We start from the raw sequence: 19,722 nt of genomic DNA on the forward strand, positions 1-19,722 counted from the left end.
GAACCGGGCTACATCCATTTTTAAGAAGTTTAATCGTTTATTAATAGTTTCTTCATATTTCATCTTAAACCCTTGCAATTAATTCGATAGATCTTTCAGCGAGAATATGCCCTTTCATTTTTTATAGAGCTGCCCATATATTTTTATTGTATTTATTCTTATTATTATATCGATGTACCGGGAAAAGAACTGTAAAACCTAGGAAACTGCCCGCTGTTGCTGTTATGTCCAAATGCCACATTGCTCAGGCATCGAAGCGGCCAAAGACATTATGACCGCACTTCCAGATACAAAGATTGTCATTTTAACGACCTTTGATACGGAGGAATATGTATTTGAAGGCATCCACGCCGGCGCAGTCGGCTATCTGCTGAAGGACACACTACCTGAAGAACTGATAGACGCCATTCGGGCTGCCTTCAGAGGCGAAGCGATTTTTCGCACAGTCACAGCCGCTAAAATCATCAGTGAGACATTCCGCTGCAAAGCAACAGCCTCATGCTGAAGAGCTGGCAGAGCCGTTTACCAAAGGAGAGCTTGAGGTTCTTCAGCAAATGGTCTATGGCTTGAGAAATGAGGATATTGCCGACAAGCTTTTTGTCAGTGAAAGCACCGTCAAAACCTACGTGCATCGAATTCTGCAAAAATGCAATGCCCAAAACCGGACTCAGGCAGTCGTTTTTGCCATTCGAAACGGCATTGTGAAATAGATATCTCTCATCCCGGCATGGTAGAATAAAACAAAGGAGATGATTGGAAATGAAAGAAGAAATCATTGAACGGTTTACTACATACGTAAAGGTCGACACACAGTCCGATGAATCCGCCGACACTTGCCCTTCCACACCCGGCCAATTGACGTTAGGAAACATGCTTGTCGATGAATTGAAGTCAATCGGCATGCAGGATGCAGCCATTGATGAAAACGGCTATGTCATGGCGACCCTTCCTTCCAACACTGACAAAGACGTGCCGACGATCGGCTTTCTCGCCCACGTCGACACCGCCACAGACTTTACAGGCAAAAATGTAAATCCGCAAATCGTTGAAAGCTACGATGGAAAAGACATCACGCTCAACGAAAAGCTGCAGGTCATCCTATCGCCTGATCAATTCCCTGAACTGTCGGGCTACAAAGGCCACACCCTGATCACCACTGACGGTACAACCCTTCTCGGCGCTGACAATAAGGCTGGCATCGCCGAAATCATGACAGCCATGGATTATCTCATCAAACATCCTGAAATCAAGCACGGCACCATCAGAGTTGCATTTACACCTGATGAAGAAATCGGCAGAGGCCCGCACAAATTTGATGTTGGGCGATTCAATGCCTCCTTTGCCTATACCGTTGACGGCGGCCCGCTCGGTGAGCTTGAATATGAAAGCTTCAATGCAGCCGCGGCGAAAATCACGATCAAAGGCAACAATGTACATCCCGGCACGGCAAAGGGCAAAATGGTCAACTCTGCGAAGATCGCAATGAAGCTGAACAGCATGCTGCCGGCAGATGAGGCACCTGAATATACAGAGGGCTACGAAGGCTTCTATCACCTGCTTTCCATTCAGGGAGATGTAGAAGAGACCAAGCTCCACTACATTATCAGAGACTTTGACAAAAACATCTTCCAAAACAGAAAAGAAACCATGCAGCGCATCGTTGAAGAGCTCCAGAACAAATACGGACAAAATCGCATTCAGCTTGATATGAACGATCAATACTACAACATGAGGGAAAAAATTGAGCCTGTCATCGAAATCGTCAATACTGCCAAACAAGCGATGGAAAACCTCGGCATCGAACCGAAAATCTCTCCGATCCGCGGCGGCACGGACGGTTCGCAGCTTTCCTATATGGGACTCCCAACGCCGAACATCTTTACCGGCGGAGAAAACTTTCACGGCAAATTTGAATACATCTCAGCCGACAACATGGTCAAAGCCGTAAATGTCATCGTTGAGATTGCAAAGCTGTTTGAAGAACAGGCGTAAGCTGAAAAACCAGTCCAAAAAAGGACTGGTTTTTTTGCGTGAAAATGAAACATTTTAAAAGCTCTGTCCGTAAAACAACTATCAACGGATGAGGAGGAAATGCAAAGATGAAGAACACAATTGCCGCAAAGAGCCTGTTCAAAAAATGGATGATTTCCCGCCCGCTCAAAATGCAAACAAAACGATCAAACCCATTTAAAAAAATAAGAAGAATGTTCAAACGCTTTTTCTGACCCTTCGCCGGACTCCCCTCAAATCAGCCAACCATTCCAAATTTCCGCCCAAATGCTCCGTAATTTGGGTTTTTTGTGTTCAATTCCTCAAAATAGGGTATACATCAAACAAAGAAGAACACATTATCCATATATAGTTAATTTGAATTACAGAAATTTAGGTTAAAAGTTATATAAAGGAATTCATTTTAACGTCGATAGTAACTATAGAACCAATCAAAAGGAAAAACACCAGCTTAATGTAAGACTATTTTCAGGTCATGGGCGAAAAGAATTTTTGAGGAACACACATTTATTATTATTGGATTTAGAATTTTTTGAATACTTTTAGACGTTTTATCCGTACAATAGAGAATACCAAAACTTTTTTTGGGAGGTATGTAAAATGATCCTATTTATTATCATCGCATTATGTGGCTATCTTCTCTTTTCATTCAGCAAAGACAATAGACGAAAACCGCAAAAGACAAGCCCTCTTCCTGCACCCGTTCCTCATCATAATAACCTAATCGACCTTGACGCCATCCGCCAAAAACGCCGGATGCATCTTTCCTAATTCTATATTTCAAACGAAAAGGCTGCTGAATGACGCAGCCTTTTAAAATTGTGTTGAGATAGAGCCTGAAACCTTTTTATCCTCTATCCGTAATTTCATATAAGGCAAATCCAAAAGGAGACTTCAGCAATGATCGATTTATTTATGAAACAAAAAATGTTCTCGCTTAAAGATGCATTTCACATTTATGACCGTGATGAACAAGAGAGATTCAAGGTCGAAGGGCGGTTCTTTTCGTTAGGGGACTCATTGCAATTGACAGATTCATCCGGAAAAACGCTCGTTTCCATTGAGCAAAAAGTGATGTCATTTTTGCCGCGATACGAGATTTCAATTGGTGGGAAAACGGTTTGTGAGGTAACGAAGAAAGTAACGTTTTTCAAACCGAAATTTGTGATTTCCGGCCTTAACTGGGAAATCGATGGTGACTTATGGAGGGATGAATTCCAGCTGACGGACGGAGAAAATGTCCGGATGTCAGTGAGCAAGAAGTGGCTCAGCTGGGGTGATTCCTATCACTTGCAGATTGCAAACGAGGAAGATGTTCTGATTTGCACTGCCATCGCTATCGTGCTTGATATGGTTTTATATAACGATGAAGATGAAAGTATTTTCTAAAAAGCATTGACAGTTGATCCAAAAGTAATAATATTAAGATAATTAATATTTAAATATGAAGTTATACCTTATCAAGAGAGGTGGAGGGACTGGCCCTATGATACCCGGCAACCGCTGTTTTATACAGAATGGTGCTAAATCCTTAAGAACATCGCGTTCTTGCAGATGAGGCAGAGATTTGATCATTCAAGCTCTTCCTTACACAAAGGAAGAGCTTTTTTCATGCAGCAAACATTTTAGAAAAGAGGCGAATGATATGGCTCAACAAGTAAACCTTGCTTCACATAAATCAGAAAAACAGAAGAAAGCTCCTTTCCGCGCCGATCATGTCGGCAGTTTATTACGATCCGCCCCAGTAAAAGAGGCGCGGCAAAAACAAGCGGCAGGCGAGATCACGGCAGAACAGCTTCGTGATATTGAAAATAAAGAAATCACCCGCATTGTCGAAAAGCAAAAGGAAATCGGCCTAAACGTCGTAACCGACGGAGAGTTCCGCCGTTCTTGGTGGCATTACGATTTCCTGGAAGGGCTCGACGGAGTGGAACCGTTCATCCCCGCTGAAGGAATTCAGTTCCATAACGCGAAAACAAAAGCACGCAGCATCAGAGTGACGGGAAAACTTGATTTTACGAACCACCCAGCGCTTGCCGATTATCAATTTTTACATAAGATTGCCGGTGACGCGACACCAAAGCTGACGATTCCGAGCCCGAATATGCTGTTTTTCGGTGAAAAAGCTGATCAAGGCGTATATCCCGATCAGGAGGAATATTTTCATGATCTGGCCCAGGCGTACAAAAAAGCGATTAACGCTTTCTATGATGCGGGCTGCCGCTATCTTCAGCTCGATGATACGTCATGGTCTCTCTTCTTTGAAGAAAAAGGCAGAGAGGTTGTCCGTGCCCTCAGCGGTGATCCGGAAACATTGCCTGCATTGTTTGCCAAAACGATTAACGATGCAGTGGCGGACCGTCCTGACGACTTAACGGTCACGATGCACATCTGCCGCGGCAACTTCCGCTCGACTTGGGCCGCATCAGGAGGCTATGACGCTGTAGCGGAAACGATTCTTGACGGTTTAGATCTTGACGGCTTGTTCCTGGAATACGATGATGACCGCTCCGGAAACTTTGACCCGCTTCGCTTTGTCAAACGCAAGGATCTGCAAATTGTCTTAGGCTTGATTACATCCAAATATGGAGAGCTTGAGGACTCAGAGGATGTCAAACGCCGAATCAGCGAAGCTGCGCGCTTTGTCAGCCTGGATCAGCTGTGCCTCAGCCCGCAGTGCGGTTTCGCTTCAACAGAAGAAGGAAACCTTTTGACTGAGGAGCAGCAGTGGGCGAAGCTCCGTCATGTGGCCGACATTGCCAATGATGTGTGGAAATAATCTATCATTGACAGAAAAGAGAAATGTGTGAATAATAGATACTATCAGAAAATTTCATAAAAAGGTTTTCCTTATCAAGAGAGGTGGAGGGACTGGCCCTGCGATACCCGGCAACCGCTGTTTAACAGAATGGTGCTAAATCCTTTAGAGCAGATTTTTGCTCTAGAAGATAAGGTTGAGATTGTTCACGCAAGCTCTTCCTTATCCAAAGGAAGAGCTTTTTTATATTCGAATGGAAAGAAGGAATGAACACATGTCACAGCAAACAACACCCGCAGAACAAAAACAATCGCTTCAGAGAAAAAAAACGCCGTTTCGCGCGGATCAAGTCGGAAGCCTGCTGAGGTCTGAGCCCGTCAAAAAAGCGCGGCTGCAAAAGGCGGCCGGCGAAATCACTGCCGAACAGCTTCGCCAGATTGAAAACGATGAAATCATCCGCATTGTGGAAAAACAAAAAGAAACCGGCCTGAACGTCGTGACAGACGGGGAATTCCGCAGAGCGTGGTGGCATTTTGATTTCCTTGAAAATCTGGATGGCGTTGAGCCGTTTATACCTGAACAGGGTATCCAGTTCCATAATGTGCAGACAAAAGCACGCGGCATCAAAGTAACAGGCGATATTGATTTCTCAAATCACCCAATGCTCGAAGATTACTCATTTTTACATAGCATCGCTGGTGATGCAACGCCAAAAATGACAATTCCGAGTCCGAATATGCTCTTTTTCCGCGGCAGATTGGAAAAGGATGCATACAAAAACGATTATGCTCTTTTCCAGCATGATGTATCAAAAGCGTATAAAAAAGCGATTCAAGCGTTTTATGACAGAGGCTGCCGCTACCTCCAGCTTGATGATACGGCATGGGCAGTTTTCTTATCTGAAAAAGGCTTGAAACAAGTGGAAGCATTCGGAACAACGCCTGACGAGCTTCGCCAGCTGTTTGCGAAGTCAATCAATGACGCAACTGCCGACCGTCCGGATGATATGACCATTACCATGCATATTTGCCGCGGCAACTTCCAGTCCACTTGGACAGCTGAAGGCGGTTATGATGCGGCGGCGGAAACCATTTTTGACGGCTTGAATCTGGACGGGCTTTTCTTAGAGTATGATGATTCACGCTCAGGCGGATTCGAACCGCTCCGTTATGTGAAACGCTCTGATCTTCAGCTTGTCCTAGGCTTAGTGACATCTAAATTCGGTGAGCTTGAACATCCGGACGACGTGAAACGCCGTATCGAGGAGGCTTCCCGTTATGTCAGCCTAGATCAGTTGTGCCTGAGCCCGCAATGCGGATTCGCTTCGACTGAGGAAGGCAACAAGCTGACCGAGGAACAGCAATGGGCGAAGCTGCGCCATGTTGTTGAGATCGCTAACGATGTTTGGAAATAAGGAACAGAAAAACACACTTGATTCCCTGGCGGGGCAAGTGTGTTTTTTTATGCCTGCTCAATTTGATAGGCTTTGCATTTTTCATATAAGCTTGTTTTTCCTATGCCTAATAGCTTTGCTGCCTTTATTTTATTGCCGTCTGCTGCGGCAAGCGCCTCGATGATCGCGTTTTTTTCCGCCTCAGCGATTGTCTCTTTTAATGGCTGTATAGATTGATATTCCCGGATTTTGATTGTTCTTTGGATGGGTTGATCTTCAGGAGTGAGATTCAGGTGTTTCGGTTCGATTCGTTTGCCGTCGAGGACGTTGACAGCCCGTTCTAAGACATTTTCCAATTCTCGTATGTTTCCCGGCCAAGAATAGCTCTGAAGCACTGCAATTGCTTCTTTAGAAAGCTCCAAGCCATCAAAGCCAAATTTCCGTTCAAGTTTTTTTAATAGAAGCCCCGCGATCGGCACAACATCCTCTATGCGCTCTCTTAAGGACGGGATTTGAATTTTGATCACATTCAGTCGGTAATAGAGGTCTTGCCGGAAGTCTCCTTCCCGGACCATTTCTTCGAGGTTTCGGTGTGTCGCCGCAATCACTCGTACATCTATTGGGATCGGGCTTCTTCCGCCGATCCGCTCTATCTCTTTCTCCTGCAGTACGCGAAGGATTTTGCTTTGCATATGCAGCGGCATATCACCTACCTCATCAAGGAAAATGGTTCCTTGATGCGCAAGTTCGAATTTTCCTTTTTTCCCGCCTTTTTTTGCCCCCGTAAAAGCGCCGTCTTCGTATCCGAACATTTCTGATTCAAACAAATGCTCTGGGATCGAGGCGCAGTTGACGCGCAGAAAGGGAGCATACCTGCGGCGGCTGTTCTGATGGATGGCGTGGGCAAACAGCTCTTTTCCCGTGCCTGATTCTCCTAAAAGCAAAACGGCCGATTGGCTGTCAGATACCCGTTCAGCCAGCCGTTTCGCTTCCATAAAGAGAGAGCTGTTTCCAATCAAGTCGCCAAAGTGGTATTTACTGAAAAGCTCTTTTTCGTATTTATTTTTGTAGTAATTGAGTTCATTGAGGAGTGGTTTAATTTTTCTTGAATAATCCATCCATTCCTGCGGATTGCGGAACATAACGGTTCCGACCGCTCCTACAAGCTGCCGGTTCACAAAGAGCGGATACCGGTTGGCGATCATTTCGCTGCCGTTAATCGGGTGAATAGCGGCAGCCTCTGTCCGCCCCGTCTTCGCCACGATGTGCATTCTCGAGTTTTCAATCACGTCCTGAACGGGTTTTCCTATCGCTTCTTCCTCTGTTTTTTTAAGAAAGTCACAGTACGCCTGATTGATATAGAGAATGTTCCCCTCATGATCAACCACAACAATACATTCCGCCGCAAGGTTGATGATTTCATCCAGCCATTCAAAGGGTAATCTTTTAATAGAATGTTTCATCTCCCTGTCGCTCCCGTCACATTTTGTAATCGCTTTCAACCTTATGATAAACGAGAGCCTCCTATGAATACAAGAATCTATTATTGAGCTGTGTAGCCTCCATCCAGCACGACCGCCTGCCCTGTGACACCTTTCGCCTTTTCACTCGCTAAAAAGACGGCATAATCAGCAATTTCTTTAACCGAGAGAAGACGTTTTTGCGGCACAAGCGGAAAAATCACCTCTTCCAGAACCGATTCATAGGGAACATGTCTTGTTTTAGAAAGATCGCTCAGCTGATTGCGGACAAGCTGTGTGTCCACATATCCCGGGCAGAGTGCATTCACCGTAATCCCGTGGGGCGCGCCTTCCAGCGCCCCCACCTTTGTCAGCCCAATGACGCCATGCTTTGCGCTGTTATAAGCGGCTTTTCCCGCAAACCCCACCAGTCCGTTCACAGACGCGATATTGATGATCCTGCCGAACTGCTGTTTTTTCATAAGGGGAAAGACATGTTTCATTGCGATGAATGGCGCGGTCAGCATGACGCGAATAAGCTGTTCAAACCGTTCTGTCGGAAACTCTTCAATCGGCGCGACATGCTGCATGCCTGCGTTATTCACCAAAGTATCCAAACGTCCGTATCGGGTCTTGATAGTATGGACGATATCAGCGATTTGCTCTTCCTTTGTCACGTCACATGGAATGCCCGTGGCGCTAAAGCCTTCCTCGTTCAGCTTGGCGGCGGCCTCACCGCACGCTTTTGGATTTAGATCTGAAATAATGACATCGGCGCCTTCCCGGGCGAATTCCTTTGCGATTTCAAATCCGATTCCCCCGGCTGCGCCTGTCACAAGAGCGACTTGTTTTTTCATGTCATACACCTTCCCGCTCAAAATTTTTGCCGAATGACTGACTGGCTCACGGCGAAGTCAGCTTCAGTTTTCTCATATACCTCTTCCAGCGTGACGCCGTCCTGGAGCTCAGTCAGTGTCATATGCCCGTTATCAAAATCAAAAACAGCCAGATCAGTAATCAGCCGATGAACGACTTTCTGTCCTGTCAGCGGGAGGGAGCATTGTTTTTTCACCTTCGATTCCCCATGTTTATTGACGTGCTCCATGATGACGACGATTCGCTTAGCCCCGTTGACCAAGTCCATAGCGCCGCCCATTCCCTTCACCATTTTGCCCGGAATCATCCAGTTCGCCAAATCCCCTTGTTCAGAAACCTCCATGCCCCCGAGGATGGCCAGGTCGATATGCCCGCCTCGTATCATCGCAAAGGATTCCGCGCTGTCAAAATAGGATGCGCCTGTTACGGCGGTGATCGTTTCTTTCCCCGCATTTATCAGATCCGGGTCTTCCGTTCCTTCCAGCGGATACGGGCCGATCCCGAGCAAACCGTTTTCTGATTGAAGCATCACATTCACGCCCTCCGGTATCTCATTTGCGACAAGTGTCGGCATCCCTATGCCAAGATTGACGTTCATACCGTCTTTTATTTCCTTTACAGCACGTTTGACCATTCGTTTTCTGGCTTCCTTCATTGTGCCGCCTCCTTTCCCTTTGCTTGCTGAACGGTTCGTTTTTCAATCCGCTTTTCATGTGTGCCGAGCACAACATGCTGTACGTAAATACCAGGCGTGTGGATGTGGTCGGGATCAAGCTCTCCCGCCTCAACAATTTCTTCTGCCTCAGCAATTGTGATCTTTCCCGCCATGGCGGCAACCGGATTGAAGTTTCTTGCCGTTTTCCGGAAAACTAAATTTCCCATGGTGTCCGCTTTCCACGCTTTTACAATGGCGACGTCCCCAGTAATTCCTTTTTCTAACACATATGTGCGTCCGTCAAAGGTTTTATGCTCTTTCCCGTCAGCGATGGTGGTTCCGACGCCTGTGGCTGTATAAAATCCCGGTATGCCTGCTCCTCCTGCTCGGATTCTTTCAGCGAGTGTCCCTTGGGGAACCAATTCCACTTCCAATTCTCCGCTTAAAAATTGCTTTTCAAAAATTTTGTTTTCGCCGACGTAGGAGGCGATCATTTTTTTGATTTGCTTGTTTGCCAGCAGCAGGCCGAGCCCCCAATCATCAACTCCGCAATTATTGCTGACGACGGTTAAATCCTTTACCCCTTTATCCCTTATCGCCAGAATGAGCTGCTCGGGTATTCCGCACAGGCCGAATCCGCCCGCGATCAGTGTATCCCCCTCCCGAATGAGTTCTGCGGCTTCCTTACTCGATGACAGCACTTTTCCCATATCTGATTCCCCTTTCGTTTTGTCCTATACAAGGCCCGTCAAACTGTAAATCGCGATAATCACAAATACGGCGGCGGTTTTGATGAGAGTAATCGCAAAAATATCCCGATACGATTGGCGATGGGTCAGACCCGTCACAGCCAGCAGGGTGATCACCGCCCCATTATGCGGAAGCGTATCCATGCCTCCTGACGCCATCGAAATGACCCGGTGCATCACTTCAGGCGGTATGTGATAGGTCTGAATCGCTTTCAAATATTGATCAGACATCGCGCTTAATGCGATTCCCATTCCCCCTGAGGCCGATCCGGTGATCCCTGCCAGCGTTGTTGTCGTCACAGCTCCGTTTACAAGCGGATCCGTAAACGTATGTGAAATGCCGCTGCTCAGCTTATGAAACCCCGGCAGCGCAGCAATGATGCCGCCGAAACCATACTCGGCGCCTGTATTCATCGATGCAAGCAAAGCGCCGCCGATCCCTTCATTCAGCCCTTCCTTTAGCTGTCCAAACACTTTTCTCCAATCAAACAGAATGGTTGCGATGATTCCGATCAGGAGGGCCATCTCCACTGACCAAATGGCAACCGCGGAGGAGATATCAAGTTTCCCGAACTCTCCCAATCCTATGGCGGAAAAATCAAATTCATTCGGATACCACTTGGGAAGGAACGTGGTGAAACATTTATTCATCACACCAACGAGAATAAGAGGAACAAAAGCGAGTGCGTGCCGGACCTTACCGGTGTCAGGCTCTAAGACCGGCCGGCTTTGTTCCGGGGCAAGATCAGATGGCTCACGCGCGGCAGAAATCTCCGATTGAAAACCGGCGTAGCCTTCGCCCGATTTCTCTGCTTTTTTGCGCCTCGATTCCAAGTAGAGCATACCCGCCGCCAGCACAAACACCGCACCGATCATACCAAGCCAAGGGGCGGCGTAAATGTCTGTTTTGAAAAACGTCGTAGGAATTACATTTTGGATTTGCGGTGTACCCGGCAGTGCGTCCATTGTAAAGGTAAATGCCCCGAGAGCAATCGTTCCCGGTATGAGGCGCTTCGGGATGTCAGCTTCTTTGAACATATTTTTCGCAAAGGGGTATACAGCAAAGACGACAACAAACAGGCTGACTCCGCTGTACGTTAAAATGGCGCCCATCAATACGATAGCGAGTGTTGCTCGTTTCGCCCCAACCAGTCTGACAATAGTCTTCGCAATGGAAGCCGCCAAGCCGGACATCTCGACAACCTTTCCGAAAATGGCGCCAAGCAGAAATACTGGAAAGTACAGCTTAATAAACCCCGCCATCTTTTCCATAAATATGGTTGAGAAAAAAGGAAGCACAAAGCTTGGATCTGTCAGCAGCACAGCAAATAAGGCGCAAATCGGAGCAAACAAAATGACTGAAAATCCCCGATAGGCGACAAACATCAGCAAACCCAAAGCCAAAAGAATAATAATAATGTCCACAAACATCCCTCTTTTCCGCTTGTCTGAGAAAAGGAAAGCGTTTACAAATTATCCCCTCCCTTTCCGTCATTTCTCATGCAAGTTCTGTGCCAGTTACCAGGACACCATTTCAAGCCTTTCCCTTTCCATATTTACGGAAAATGCGAGATAACTATTCCAATCCGGTGGAAATTTCCGTTTTTGCGGAAAACAAGAAAGGAAAGCTCCTTTTTTGGGAGCTTTCCTCTATCACTCATATCGTTCCGATTAATACATCGACATCAACTGTCAGCTGAGCCGATTCCATTTTTCTAAACTGGTTGATGTTTTCAGCCGATGCGGACCAGGCTAACGGTGTCATGTTCAGAAGCCATTCTATGCCTTGCTGATGAAGCGTTTTGGTATAGCGCAGCCTCATCAGATGATCGAGCTGAAAATGTGTTGTAAAACGCTCAATTGCAGGGGTATTGGAATAGGTTCGTCTTTCTGAATCTGCGTATAAAACCTGCCTTAGTTCTGTTAAATAATCCTTTTGAGGAACAACCTTTATAACCAAACCATCTTTTTTCAGCAGTCTGTGAAACTCTGCATAATTTGAAGGTGAGAAAATCGATAGAATGACATCAAATTGCCGGTCTTGAAAGGGCGCATTAGCTACATCGGCTACGGCCCACAGCATTCCGCCACTATTTTTTGAAGCCCGTAAAATGCCATCCTTGGCAATATCAATCCCAATTCCGTGAACTGTTTTCTTCTCTTGAAGCAGATCGCAAACCGCTTTCAAGTGGGTCCCCTCACCGCATCCGCAGTCTAAAATGGTTAACGTCTCTTTTTCAGACTTCCGGTCACTGATCAAGTCAGCTATTGCCTGATGAAGCGGTGCAAAAAAATGATACTCTGCCATCAGCTGGCTTCTTGCTTCGAAAAGCCCCGCCCGATAGCTGCTTTTGACCGGCTTTGTCAGGAAATTCACGTACCCATGCCGGGATATATCAAACGTGTGCCCGCTCGTTAAACAAATCAAACTTTTCCATGATGTGACTTTCATAGAAGAATCACAAATCGGGCATCGAAATTGAGAGACAAATTGATTCATATAAGCAGCATGCTTCTTTATGTTTGACACAAAAAACACCTCATTCATTCGTTTTTTAAATAAATGAAAAAGGCATAGACAAATAAACCTGGACCTATCTAACTTTTTGGCCAGGTCTGGAAAGTCGTCTATACCTGTCATTATCTATAACGAATGAATTGAATAATCATAAAAAAGAACTCCTTTTTGCTGCATAGAGGGTTTCCCCGCTATTATGATACATCAATCATCCAGAAATAGGAACCAGATTCTCAACGACAGGCGGCTGCCCGAACTCCTCGCTGTTTAGAAGGTCAATTAATAAGTGGGCTGTTACTTCAGCAGACTGCAATCTTCCTTCTTTCTCTAACTGAATGAATTGATCAACAGTAGGAAAATCCTCTTTACGAACGGATCGAATTTCAGTTTGCAGCTGGGTATCAATCACCCCGGGATACACCGCTGCGATTTTAACTGGATACGGCTGATCCGCCTGCTCCAGACTGATGCTTTTAGAAAATGAATCCAGCGCCGCTTTTGACGTGCTGTAGCAGCTTTGTGAAGGCAGCAGATATTTAGCTGAAGCTGACGAGATATTCATGATTCGCTTATCCGTTTTGATGTGCTTCGTGTGCTTCACAAAATGGGAAGTGATCACCATAGGTGCAATTAAGTTGACCTGCAGGTTTTCTATCATGTCCTCCGTTTTATTTTGATCGATCGGCCCAATTGGCGCCAGTACACCGGCATTATTGATTACATAAATGCCTTCCGGCTCCGTATCAAGGCTAATGTGCTGAAACAATTCATCAAAGAGCGCCTCGAACCCGCGGCTATCTCTCAAATCAAATGAGTAATATTGCAAGCTGCTGTCCAAGTCGATCAGCTTTTGATTAGGCTGTCTTGAAATACAGTAAAGCCGATGGTCAGCATGTATTAGTTTCTGAACTAATGCTTCCCCAATCCCTCTTGACGTGCCGGTGATAATGATGTGCTTCATTTTTGTCCCTCCTGATCACAATTTCAGCATAGCAATCCAATATGATTTTCCTTTATTTTCTCGACTTCGAAATATAAATTTATTATTTTGAAAATAGTTAAAAAGGTTGATTTTCAAAAAGTGAAAGGATAAAATACTGCTATCATCTTAGAAAAAAGACATTCTTGTATATAATCAGTAATAAGGTCTGATTGTTTCTACCTAGTAACCGTAAAAAACTAGACTACAAGAAAGTTTGAATAAATTTGAACGAGTTGAAAAGGACAAGTTCTTTTCTGTTTGCTCTTATTTTTCACACTTTCTGCACTTCCAGAATTTGTGAAGGATAAGGGCTTTTTTCATTTCCATAATAAACCTCATAGGAGTTGCTATCATGTACTTTTTATTAAACCTTGTCGGTCTCATTGTGATTATGGCAGTTGTGTTCCTATGCTCCCCGCAGAAACAGAAAATCCAGTGGCGTCCTATTATTACGTTAATTGTTCTGGAGCTTTTGATTACTTGGTTTATGCTGGGGACAAAAGTCGGCAGCTGGGCCATCGGACAAATTGGAAATTTCTTCACTTGGCTGATTGCTTGTGCCAGTGACGGGATCGCGTTTGCTTTCCCTTCTGTGATGGCAAATGAAACGGTAGACTTTTTCTTCAGCGCACTTCTTCCAATTATTTTCATCGTCACATTCTTTGACATTTTAACATATTTCGGCATTTTGCCATGGCTGATCGATAAAATCGGCTGGGTGATCTCAAAGGCTTCCCGCTTGCCGAAATTAGAAAGCTTTTTCTCTATTCAAATGATGTTCTTGGGAAATACAGAAGCTCTGGCAGTCATTCGCCAGCAGCTCACAGTATTAAACAACAACCGCCTGCTCACATTCGGCTTAATGAGCATGAGCAGCATCAGCGGCTCCATTATTGGATCTTACCTGTCAATGGTGCCGGCGACATACGTGTTTACAGCGATTCCTTTAAACTGCTTAAACGCGCTGATTATCGCAAACCTGCTGAATCCTGTTCATGTGCCGGAGGATGAAGACATCATCTATACACCGCCTAAAGAAGAGAAAAAAGACTTTTTCTCTACGATTTCTAACAGTATGCTTGTCGGCATGAACATGGTGATCGTTATTTTGGCAATGGTGATTGGATATGTGGCGTTAACGTCAGCAGTCAATGGTATTCTTGGCGTTTTCGTACACGGCCTGACCATCCAGACGATTTTTGCTTATCTCTTTAGTCCGTTCGCATTCCTGCTTGGGCTGCCGGTACACGATGCGATGTATGTCGCGCAGCTGATGGGAATGAAATTGGCGACGAACGAGTTTGTTGCGATGCTTGACTTGAAAAACAATCTGAAAACACTACCGCCTCACACAGTTGCGGTAGCGACGACATTCCTGACGTCATTTGCCAACTTCAGTACTGTCGGCATGATTTACGGAACGTATAACTCGATCCTTGACGGCGAAAAATCAACCGTGATCGGGAGAAACGTGTGGAAGCTGCTCGTCAGCGGAATTGCGGTATCTTTACTAAGTGCTGCGATTGTCGGCCTGTTTGTGTGGTAGAAAAATGGAGCCATATCCCTTTTAAGGATATGGCTCTTTTGATTATTGATAAATAGAGGAAGGCACCTGCACATCTCGGATTCCGGCTGCATATGGTCCTAAGTCATACTGGCCGAAGACGATGGCGATTCCGTTTTTCGTAAAGTAAAACGTTGTGTCTTGGTTAAGGGTAATATCCTCTTTCTTTACATCAGGAAAAAACAGCGTGTCATGTTTTTTGATGTAGCTGTATAGGTAATCTTTCGTTTTGCTGACTTTTGTTTTGGTATTCAGAATCTGATTCAGCGTCACCCGCTTTTGTGTTTTCAAGTCATAGTTGAAGGACTGAACAGACGTTAAACCATGGGCGCCGCCTGAATAGATATAATTGAGCGTTTGAATGCTGAGCTTGCCCGCTGCATTATATTTGACGCTGAAGGATGTTTGATATTCCGCGTTGAAGCCCTGCTGTTCGCCTGCTTTTTTGTTTTTCAGGTATTCCTGATACGATTGTTCAATATAGGCTTTCAGCTCTTGATTGATGTTCTTTTCAAATGCGGCATTCCCGATGTGATGAACCTGAGGATACTTTAATTCCTTGATCTTTTTGTACGTATGGCTGCTGACAGTCGGCGTTTTCGCTTGAACCGCTTGTAAAGATGGGGCCGCATATGCAAATACACTAAAAAGCAAAACAGCAGCAGCTACCGCGCATTTCATCATTTTGTTCCATTTCATACAATCTCCCCTTTTCGATGTTCTTTGTTTATCATTCCCTTTTTTCTGCAACGCACACTTTTATAGACTGATGAGGTGAAAAGAAGTTTCTAGGTCTATCTGCTCGATTTTCCCAATAAAAAAGAGACAATAAATTGTCTCTTTTTTACTATTTACGCCCGGCAATCACTTCGTGAACCGCTTGTGCCAAATCAATATTCCCAAACATCTCCAACACCGCGATGACGGTCTGGTCAGGTATGTGTTCTGACTCGTTCTTCGGCACGATCAGTTCTTCCACTGTTTTTTTCAAGCTTTCATTCAGCTTTTGCTGCGGATATGCTTTGGCATATAGCTCCAACGGATCAAGATCATGGTTCACACACCATTGGGCGAACACTAATATCATCATATTTTCGTCGCGCTCGTAAGCCTCTGCGAGCTGTTTTTCGTTCATATGTCATGCTCCTTATGAAAAGTATCTTCCTCTAAGATACAGGAGCGAATCAAATTCGTCTATCCCAATGGCGGTGGGCGGCAACCGCTTCGATAAACGCTTTGCTGAAGCCGGTGTAATCATCTTCGTCTTTTGCTGACACAACGCCCGGCCCCTCTGTTGTGCCGACAGCCGATTTGAGGAGGTCAACTCCTTCGTTTGCCGCGCCGACCGCCTTATAGTGATTGTAGGCTTCTCTGATAAACGCCATCGCTTGTTTATCTTCTTTTAATTCAGGTCCTCCTGCGGCATAAACGGCATCATACAGAACAGAATCAACCGTCAGGAATGTGCCGCTGACCTCAAGCTGCTGTCCGGCGCCGCTTGTGATGTACCCCAGCGCTTGACTGATGATATCCGCTGTGATCCCTTCTTGTTTTAAGGCATCCAGCACTGTTTGCAGTTCTTTTTCATCAAAACCATTGCCGGCGAGAACCGCGACTTTTCTCGTTGACGCTGTTTTCACTGTACGGGCTTGGCTTAACGCAGGTGAGGTAAGGATTTCTTTTGATGCTTTGCGTTTCGCCGGCGGCGCCACGCCTACTCCTTTGGCGATTTCTTCTGCTAAATCTGCATCGACATTGCTGAAGACATCAACGACCTGCCGCTGTACGTCTTTACTTTTGACCTTCCCGACCTCGAAGCAGAAAGCAGAAATGATGTGCTGTTTCTCCACAGGAGACATGCTGTTCCAGAACAGTTTTGCCTGTGAGTAGTAATTATTGAAACTGTCGCTCCGCTGGCGGATTTTTCTGCCTTCTACTTTCTCCTGATAGTGGACATAACCGTCTTCTTCGGCTGACGCAGGAGACGGGTCATTGTTCTGCAGAGAGTTTTTATGATAAGCGACCGGCCCCTTGTTGATGGTCATCCGGTGATAACCGTCGTACTGGTTGTTATGGAACGGACATACCGGGCGGTTAATCGGAATCTCGTGGAAGTTCGGGCCGCCAAGACGGATCAGCTGTGTATCCGTATAAGAGAAAAGCCGTCCCTGCAGCAGCGGGTCATTTGTGAAGTCGATGCCCGGCACGACATTTCCCGGGTGGAATGCGACTTGTTCTGTTTCCGCAAACACATTATCCTGGTTGCGGTTCAGCGTCATTTTCCCAATGATCTTCACCGGTACAAGCTCTTCCGGCCAAAGCTTCGTCGGATCAAGAATATCAAAATCAAAGTTGAATTCATCTTCTTCATCTATCATCTGCACGCCTAGCTCATATTCAACAACGCCGCCGTTTTCAATCGTTTCCCACAGGTCGCGGCGGTGGAAATCAGGGTCTTTTCCGGCAATTTTCTGCGCTTCATCCCATACGAGGGAATGTACGCCGAGCACCGGCTTCCAATGGAATTTCACGAAACGCGCCTTTCCTTGTTCGTTCACAAAACGGAACGTGTGAACGCCAAAGCCCTCCATCATCCGGTAGCTGCGGGGAATGCCTCTGTCAGACATCGTCCACATCACCATGTGAGCAGACTCTGGATTATTGGCGACAAAGTCCCAAAACGTATCATGAGCTGTCGCGGCCTGGGGCATTTCATTGTGCGGCTCAGGCTTAAACGCATGCACCAAATCCGGGAACTTGATCGCATCCTGAATAAAGAACACCGGGATATTATTGCCTACTAGATCATAGTTTCCTTCTTCGGTATAGAATTTCGTCGCAAAGCCTCTGGCGTCACGCACCGTGTCAGCGGAGCCTTTGGAGCCCGCAACTGTTGAAAACCGGACAAATACCGGTGTCTTCACCGAAGGGTCCTGAAGAAATTTCGCCCGGGTGAATTCTGTCATCGGTTCGTAAACCTGAAAAAAGCCATGCACGCCATACCCGCGCGCGTGCACGATCCGTTCAGGGATTCTCTCATGGTCAAAATGGGTCATCTTCTCCCGAAAGTGAAAATCCTCCATCAACGTCGGGCCGCGAACTCCGGCTTTTAACGAATGTTCGTCCTCAGACACCCGTACGCCTTGGTTTGTCGTCATTTTCTTTCCGCTGTTATCAACCCTGTACTGTTCGAGCTGCTCGTCTTTTGAGTGTTCATTGACTCGTTTGTTTTGATCATCACTCATGTCTGCTCCCCCTTTTCCTATTGCAGATCTCAAAAAATAAACATTCTACAGCACATTTACCCGGGGCGATCTGTATATAAACTGCTCATCTGCTCTCTAGGTTTTGAGGTCTACTTGTCAACATGAGGTCATAAATATTTGAAATAAGCCTTCTCGAAGTGCGGAAGCGCTTACTATAATTGTGCTGTTGAATGGGGGAGGTCATATCGTGCTTGCGATACTCGGTTTTGTGATGATCATTGTCTTCATGTATCTTATTATGTCTAACCGGCTTTCCGCTCTTATTGCCTTGATTGTCGTTCCTGTTGTGTTTGCCCTGATCAGCGGATTCGGCAAAGACCTGGGCGATATGATGCTTCAGGGTGTAACAGGCCTCGCTCCGACAGGCATCATGCTATTATTTGCGATCCTGTATTTCGGCATCATGATTGATTCAGGTTTGTTCGATCCGCTCATTGCCAAAATCTTATCCCTTGTGAAAGGAGATCCATTAAAAATCGCTGTCGGCACAGCGGTGTTGACGATGACCATTTCGCTGGACGGAGATGGGACAACAACGTACATGATTACCATTGCTGCGATGCTTCCGCTATACAAACGGCTCGGCATGAACCGGCTGGTGTTGGCGGGAATTGCAATGCTCGGATCGGGAGTCATGAATATTATTCCGTGGGGAGGACCGACTGCAAGGGTGTTGGCTTCTCTAAAATTGGACACGTCAGAAGTCTTCACTCCGCTGATTCCTGCTATGATCGCCGGCATTCTCTGGGTGCTTGCCGCAGCCTATATTCTTGGAAAAAAAGAACGGAAACGGCTCGGTGTCATTTCAATTGAACACCAGCACGCGTCCGATCCGGATACAGCGCCGCTCAAACGACCCGCTCTCCAGTGGTTTAACCTGCTGCTGACTGTCGTGCTGATGGCGGCTTTGATCACCAGCCTGCTCCCGCTCCCTGTTCTTTTTATGATCGCATTTGCTGTCGCCTTGATGGTGAACTATCCAAATGTAAAAGAGCAGCAGAAACGAATCTCGGCGCATGCGGGTAATGCGTTAAACGTTGTCTCCATGGTGTTTGCCGCCGGCATTTTCACAGGCATTTTGTCGGGCACAAAAATGGTAGACGCCATGGCGCATTCTCTCGTATCACTCATCCCTGACGCCATGGGTCCGCATCTGCCCTTGATTACAGCCATCGTCAGCATGCCATTTACCTTTTTTATGTCGAATGACGCCTTTTACTTCGGTGTTCTGCCAATTATCACAGAAGCCGCCGCTGCTTACGGAATAGATGCCGCAGAAATCGGCAGAGCCTCTTTGCTGGGCCAGCCTGTGCATTTGCTCAGTCCTCTCGTTCCTTCCACTTATTTATTGGTCGGAATGGCGGGTGTCAGCTTTGGCGACCATCAAAAATTCACGATCAAATGGGCCGTGGGAACAACCATTGTGATGACGATTGCGGCACTGCTGATTGGGATTATTTCGTTTTAATGTGAGAAAAGGATTTCCGCTTC

The 19,722-nt window shown here is 46.1% G+C and carries 17 protein-coding genes, 3 pseudogenes and 3 riboswitches; of the genes and pseudogenes, 10 read left to right on the forward strand and 10 right to left on the reverse strand.

All coding sequences use genetic code 11. From position 1 onward, the window contains the following. Window positions 1-139 precede the first annotated feature (139 nt). From P3L57_RS20805 to P3L57_RS19510, 8 genes and pseudogenes are all read left to right on the forward strand, one after another. A pseudogene (locus tag P3L57_RS20805) lies at window positions 140-227 on the forward strand (DUF1453 domain-containing protein); the annotation flags it as partial. Then, window positions 227-710 (forward strand): annotated as a pseudogene (locus P3L57_RS19480) (LuxR C-terminal-related transcriptional regulator); the annotation flags it as partial. The pseudogenes P3L57_RS20805 and P3L57_RS19480, both read left to right, overlap by 1 nt. 49 nt (window positions 711-759) lie before the next feature. After that, window positions 760-1,992, forward strand: coding sequence for a peptidase T (gene pepT / locus P3L57_RS19485; protein WP_069486726.1), 1,233 nt, complete (start codon window positions 760-762; stop codon window positions 1,990-1,992). A gap of 107 nt (window positions 1,993-2,099) precedes the next feature. Next, window positions 2,100-2,225 carry a hypothetical protein gene (locus P3L57_RS19490; RefSeq protein WP_010332428.1) on the forward strand — a complete coding sequence of 42 codons (126 nt, stop codon included), beginning with the start codon at window positions 2,100-2,102 and terminating at the stop codon, window positions 2,223-2,225. Between the two features lie 277 nt (window positions 2,226-2,502). Then, a pseudogene (locus tag P3L57_RS19495) lies at window positions 2,503-2,781 on the forward strand (hypothetical protein). Window positions 2,782-2,910: 129 nt separating this feature from the next. Beyond that, window positions 2,911-3,399: an LURP-one-related/scramblase family protein gene (locus P3L57_RS19500; protein ID WP_044160021.1), complete on the forward strand. Its 489-nt coding sequence runs from the start codon at window positions 2,911-2,913 to the stop codon at window positions 3,397-3,399. 65 nt (window positions 3,400-3,464) lie between these two features. Further along, window positions 3,465-3,571: riboswitch (SAM riboswitch) on the forward strand. Window positions 3,572-3,655: 84 nt separating this feature from the next. Then, window positions 3,656-4,789, forward strand: coding sequence for a 5-methyltetrahydropteroyltriglutamate--homocysteine S-methyltransferase (locus P3L57_RS19505; protein WP_069487003.1), 1,134 nt, complete (start codon window positions 3,656-3,658; stop codon window positions 4,787-4,789). 68 nt (window positions 4,790-4,857) lie between these two features. Next, a riboswitch (SAM riboswitch) is annotated at window positions 4,858-4,965 on the forward strand. Between the two features lie 77 nt (window positions 4,966-5,042). Continuing rightward, window positions 5,043-6,182: a 5-methyltetrahydropteroyltriglutamate--homocysteine S-methyltransferase gene (locus P3L57_RS19510; RefSeq protein ID WP_069487002.1), complete on the forward strand. Its 1,140-nt coding sequence runs from the start codon at window positions 5,043-5,045 to the stop codon at window positions 6,180-6,182. A 47-nt stretch (window positions 6,183-6,229) separates the two neighbouring features. On the opposite strand, the gene P3L57_RS19515 is transcribed toward P3L57_RS19510, so the two are convergent. From P3L57_RS19515 to P3L57_RS19545, 7 genes are all read right to left on the reverse strand, one after another. Next, complete coding sequence (locus tag P3L57_RS19515; RefSeq protein ID WP_069487001.1) at window positions 6,230-7,624, reverse strand: sigma-54 interaction domain-containing protein; 1,395 nt, start codon at window positions 7,622-7,624, stop codon at window positions 6,230-6,232. A gap of 80 nt (window positions 7,625-7,704) precedes the next feature. Then, window positions 7,705-8,478 (reverse strand): 3-hydroxybutyrate dehydrogenase, encoded by a 774-nt coding sequence (locus tag P3L57_RS19520; protein ID WP_059292226.1) that lies wholly within the window; start codon window positions 8,476-8,478, stop codon window positions 7,705-7,707. 17 nt (window positions 8,479-8,495) lie between these two features. Beyond that, window positions 8,496-9,152: a CoA transferase subunit B gene (locus tag P3L57_RS19525; protein WP_059335227.1), complete on the reverse strand. Its 657-nt coding sequence runs from the start codon at window positions 9,150-9,152 to the stop codon at window positions 8,496-8,498. After that, the gene (locus P3L57_RS19530; protein WP_044160025.1) at window positions 9,149-9,862 is read right to left on the reverse strand and encodes a CoA transferase subunit A; all 714 of its coding nucleotides are present in this window, start codon (window positions 9,860-9,862) and stop codon (window positions 9,149-9,151) included. Before P3L57_RS19530 ends, P3L57_RS19525 begins: the two co-directional genes overlap by 4 nt. A gap of 24 nt (window positions 9,863-9,886) precedes the next feature. Continuing rightward, the gene (locus P3L57_RS19535) at window positions 9,887-11,326 is read right to left on the reverse strand and encodes a GntP family permease (protein WP_059292224.1); all 1,440 of its coding nucleotides are present in this window, start codon (window positions 11,324-11,326) and stop codon (window positions 9,887-9,889) included. Window positions 11,327-11,558: 232 nt separating this feature from the next. Next, entirely contained in the window at window positions 11,559-12,401 is an 843-nt protein-coding gene (locus P3L57_RS19540) for a methyltransferase domain-containing protein (RefSeq protein WP_069487000.1), read from the reverse strand. A gap of 226 nt (window positions 12,402-12,627) precedes the next feature. Further along, entirely contained in the window at window positions 12,628-13,380 is a 753-nt protein-coding gene (locus P3L57_RS19545; RefSeq protein ID WP_059335229.1) for a (S)-benzoin forming benzil reductase, read from the reverse strand. A 144-nt stretch (window positions 13,381-13,524) separates the two neighbouring features. After that, a riboswitch (purine riboswitch) is annotated at window positions 13,525-13,626 on the forward strand. A 127-nt stretch (window positions 13,627-13,753) separates the two neighbouring features. Here P3L57_RS19545 and P3L57_RS19550 point away from each other — a divergent pair. Next, window positions 13,754-14,947: a NupC/NupG family nucleoside CNT transporter gene (locus tag P3L57_RS19550; protein WP_059335230.1), complete on the forward strand. Its 1,194-nt coding sequence runs from the start codon at window positions 13,754-13,756 to the stop codon at window positions 14,945-14,947. A 42-nt stretch (window positions 14,948-14,989) separates the two neighbouring features. Here the strand turns inward: P3L57_RS19550 and P3L57_RS19555 are convergent, their stop codons facing one another. From P3L57_RS19555 to P3L57_RS19565, 3 genes are all read right to left on the reverse strand, one after another. Continuing rightward, window positions 14,990-15,664 (reverse strand): DUF3298 and DUF4163 domain-containing protein, encoded by a 675-nt coding sequence (locus P3L57_RS19555; protein WP_044160028.1) that lies wholly within the window; start codon window positions 15,662-15,664, stop codon window positions 14,990-14,992. Between the two features lie 148 nt (window positions 15,665-15,812). Further along, entirely contained in the window at window positions 15,813-16,100 is a 288-nt protein-coding gene (locus tag P3L57_RS19560) for a hypothetical protein (RefSeq protein WP_044160029.1), read from the reverse strand. A 49-nt stretch (window positions 16,101-16,149) separates the two neighbouring features. Next, entirely contained in the window at window positions 16,150-18,210 is a 2,061-nt protein-coding gene (locus P3L57_RS19565) for a catalase (RefSeq protein WP_069486725.1), read from the reverse strand. A gap of 208 nt (window positions 18,211-18,418) precedes the next feature. On the opposite strand from P3L57_RS19565, the gene citH reads away from it, so the two are divergent. Continuing rightward, window positions 18,419-19,699, forward strand: coding sequence for a citrate transporter CitH (gene citH, locus P3L57_RS19570; protein WP_059335232.1), 1,281 nt, complete (start codon window positions 18,419-18,421; stop codon window positions 19,697-19,699). Window positions 19,700-19,722 lie beyond the last annotated feature (23 nt).

Source organism: Bacillus sp. B28, from assembly GCF_029536185.1.
GTDB lineage: Bacteria > Bacillota > Bacilli > Bacillales > Bacillaceae > Bacillus > Bacillus halotolerans.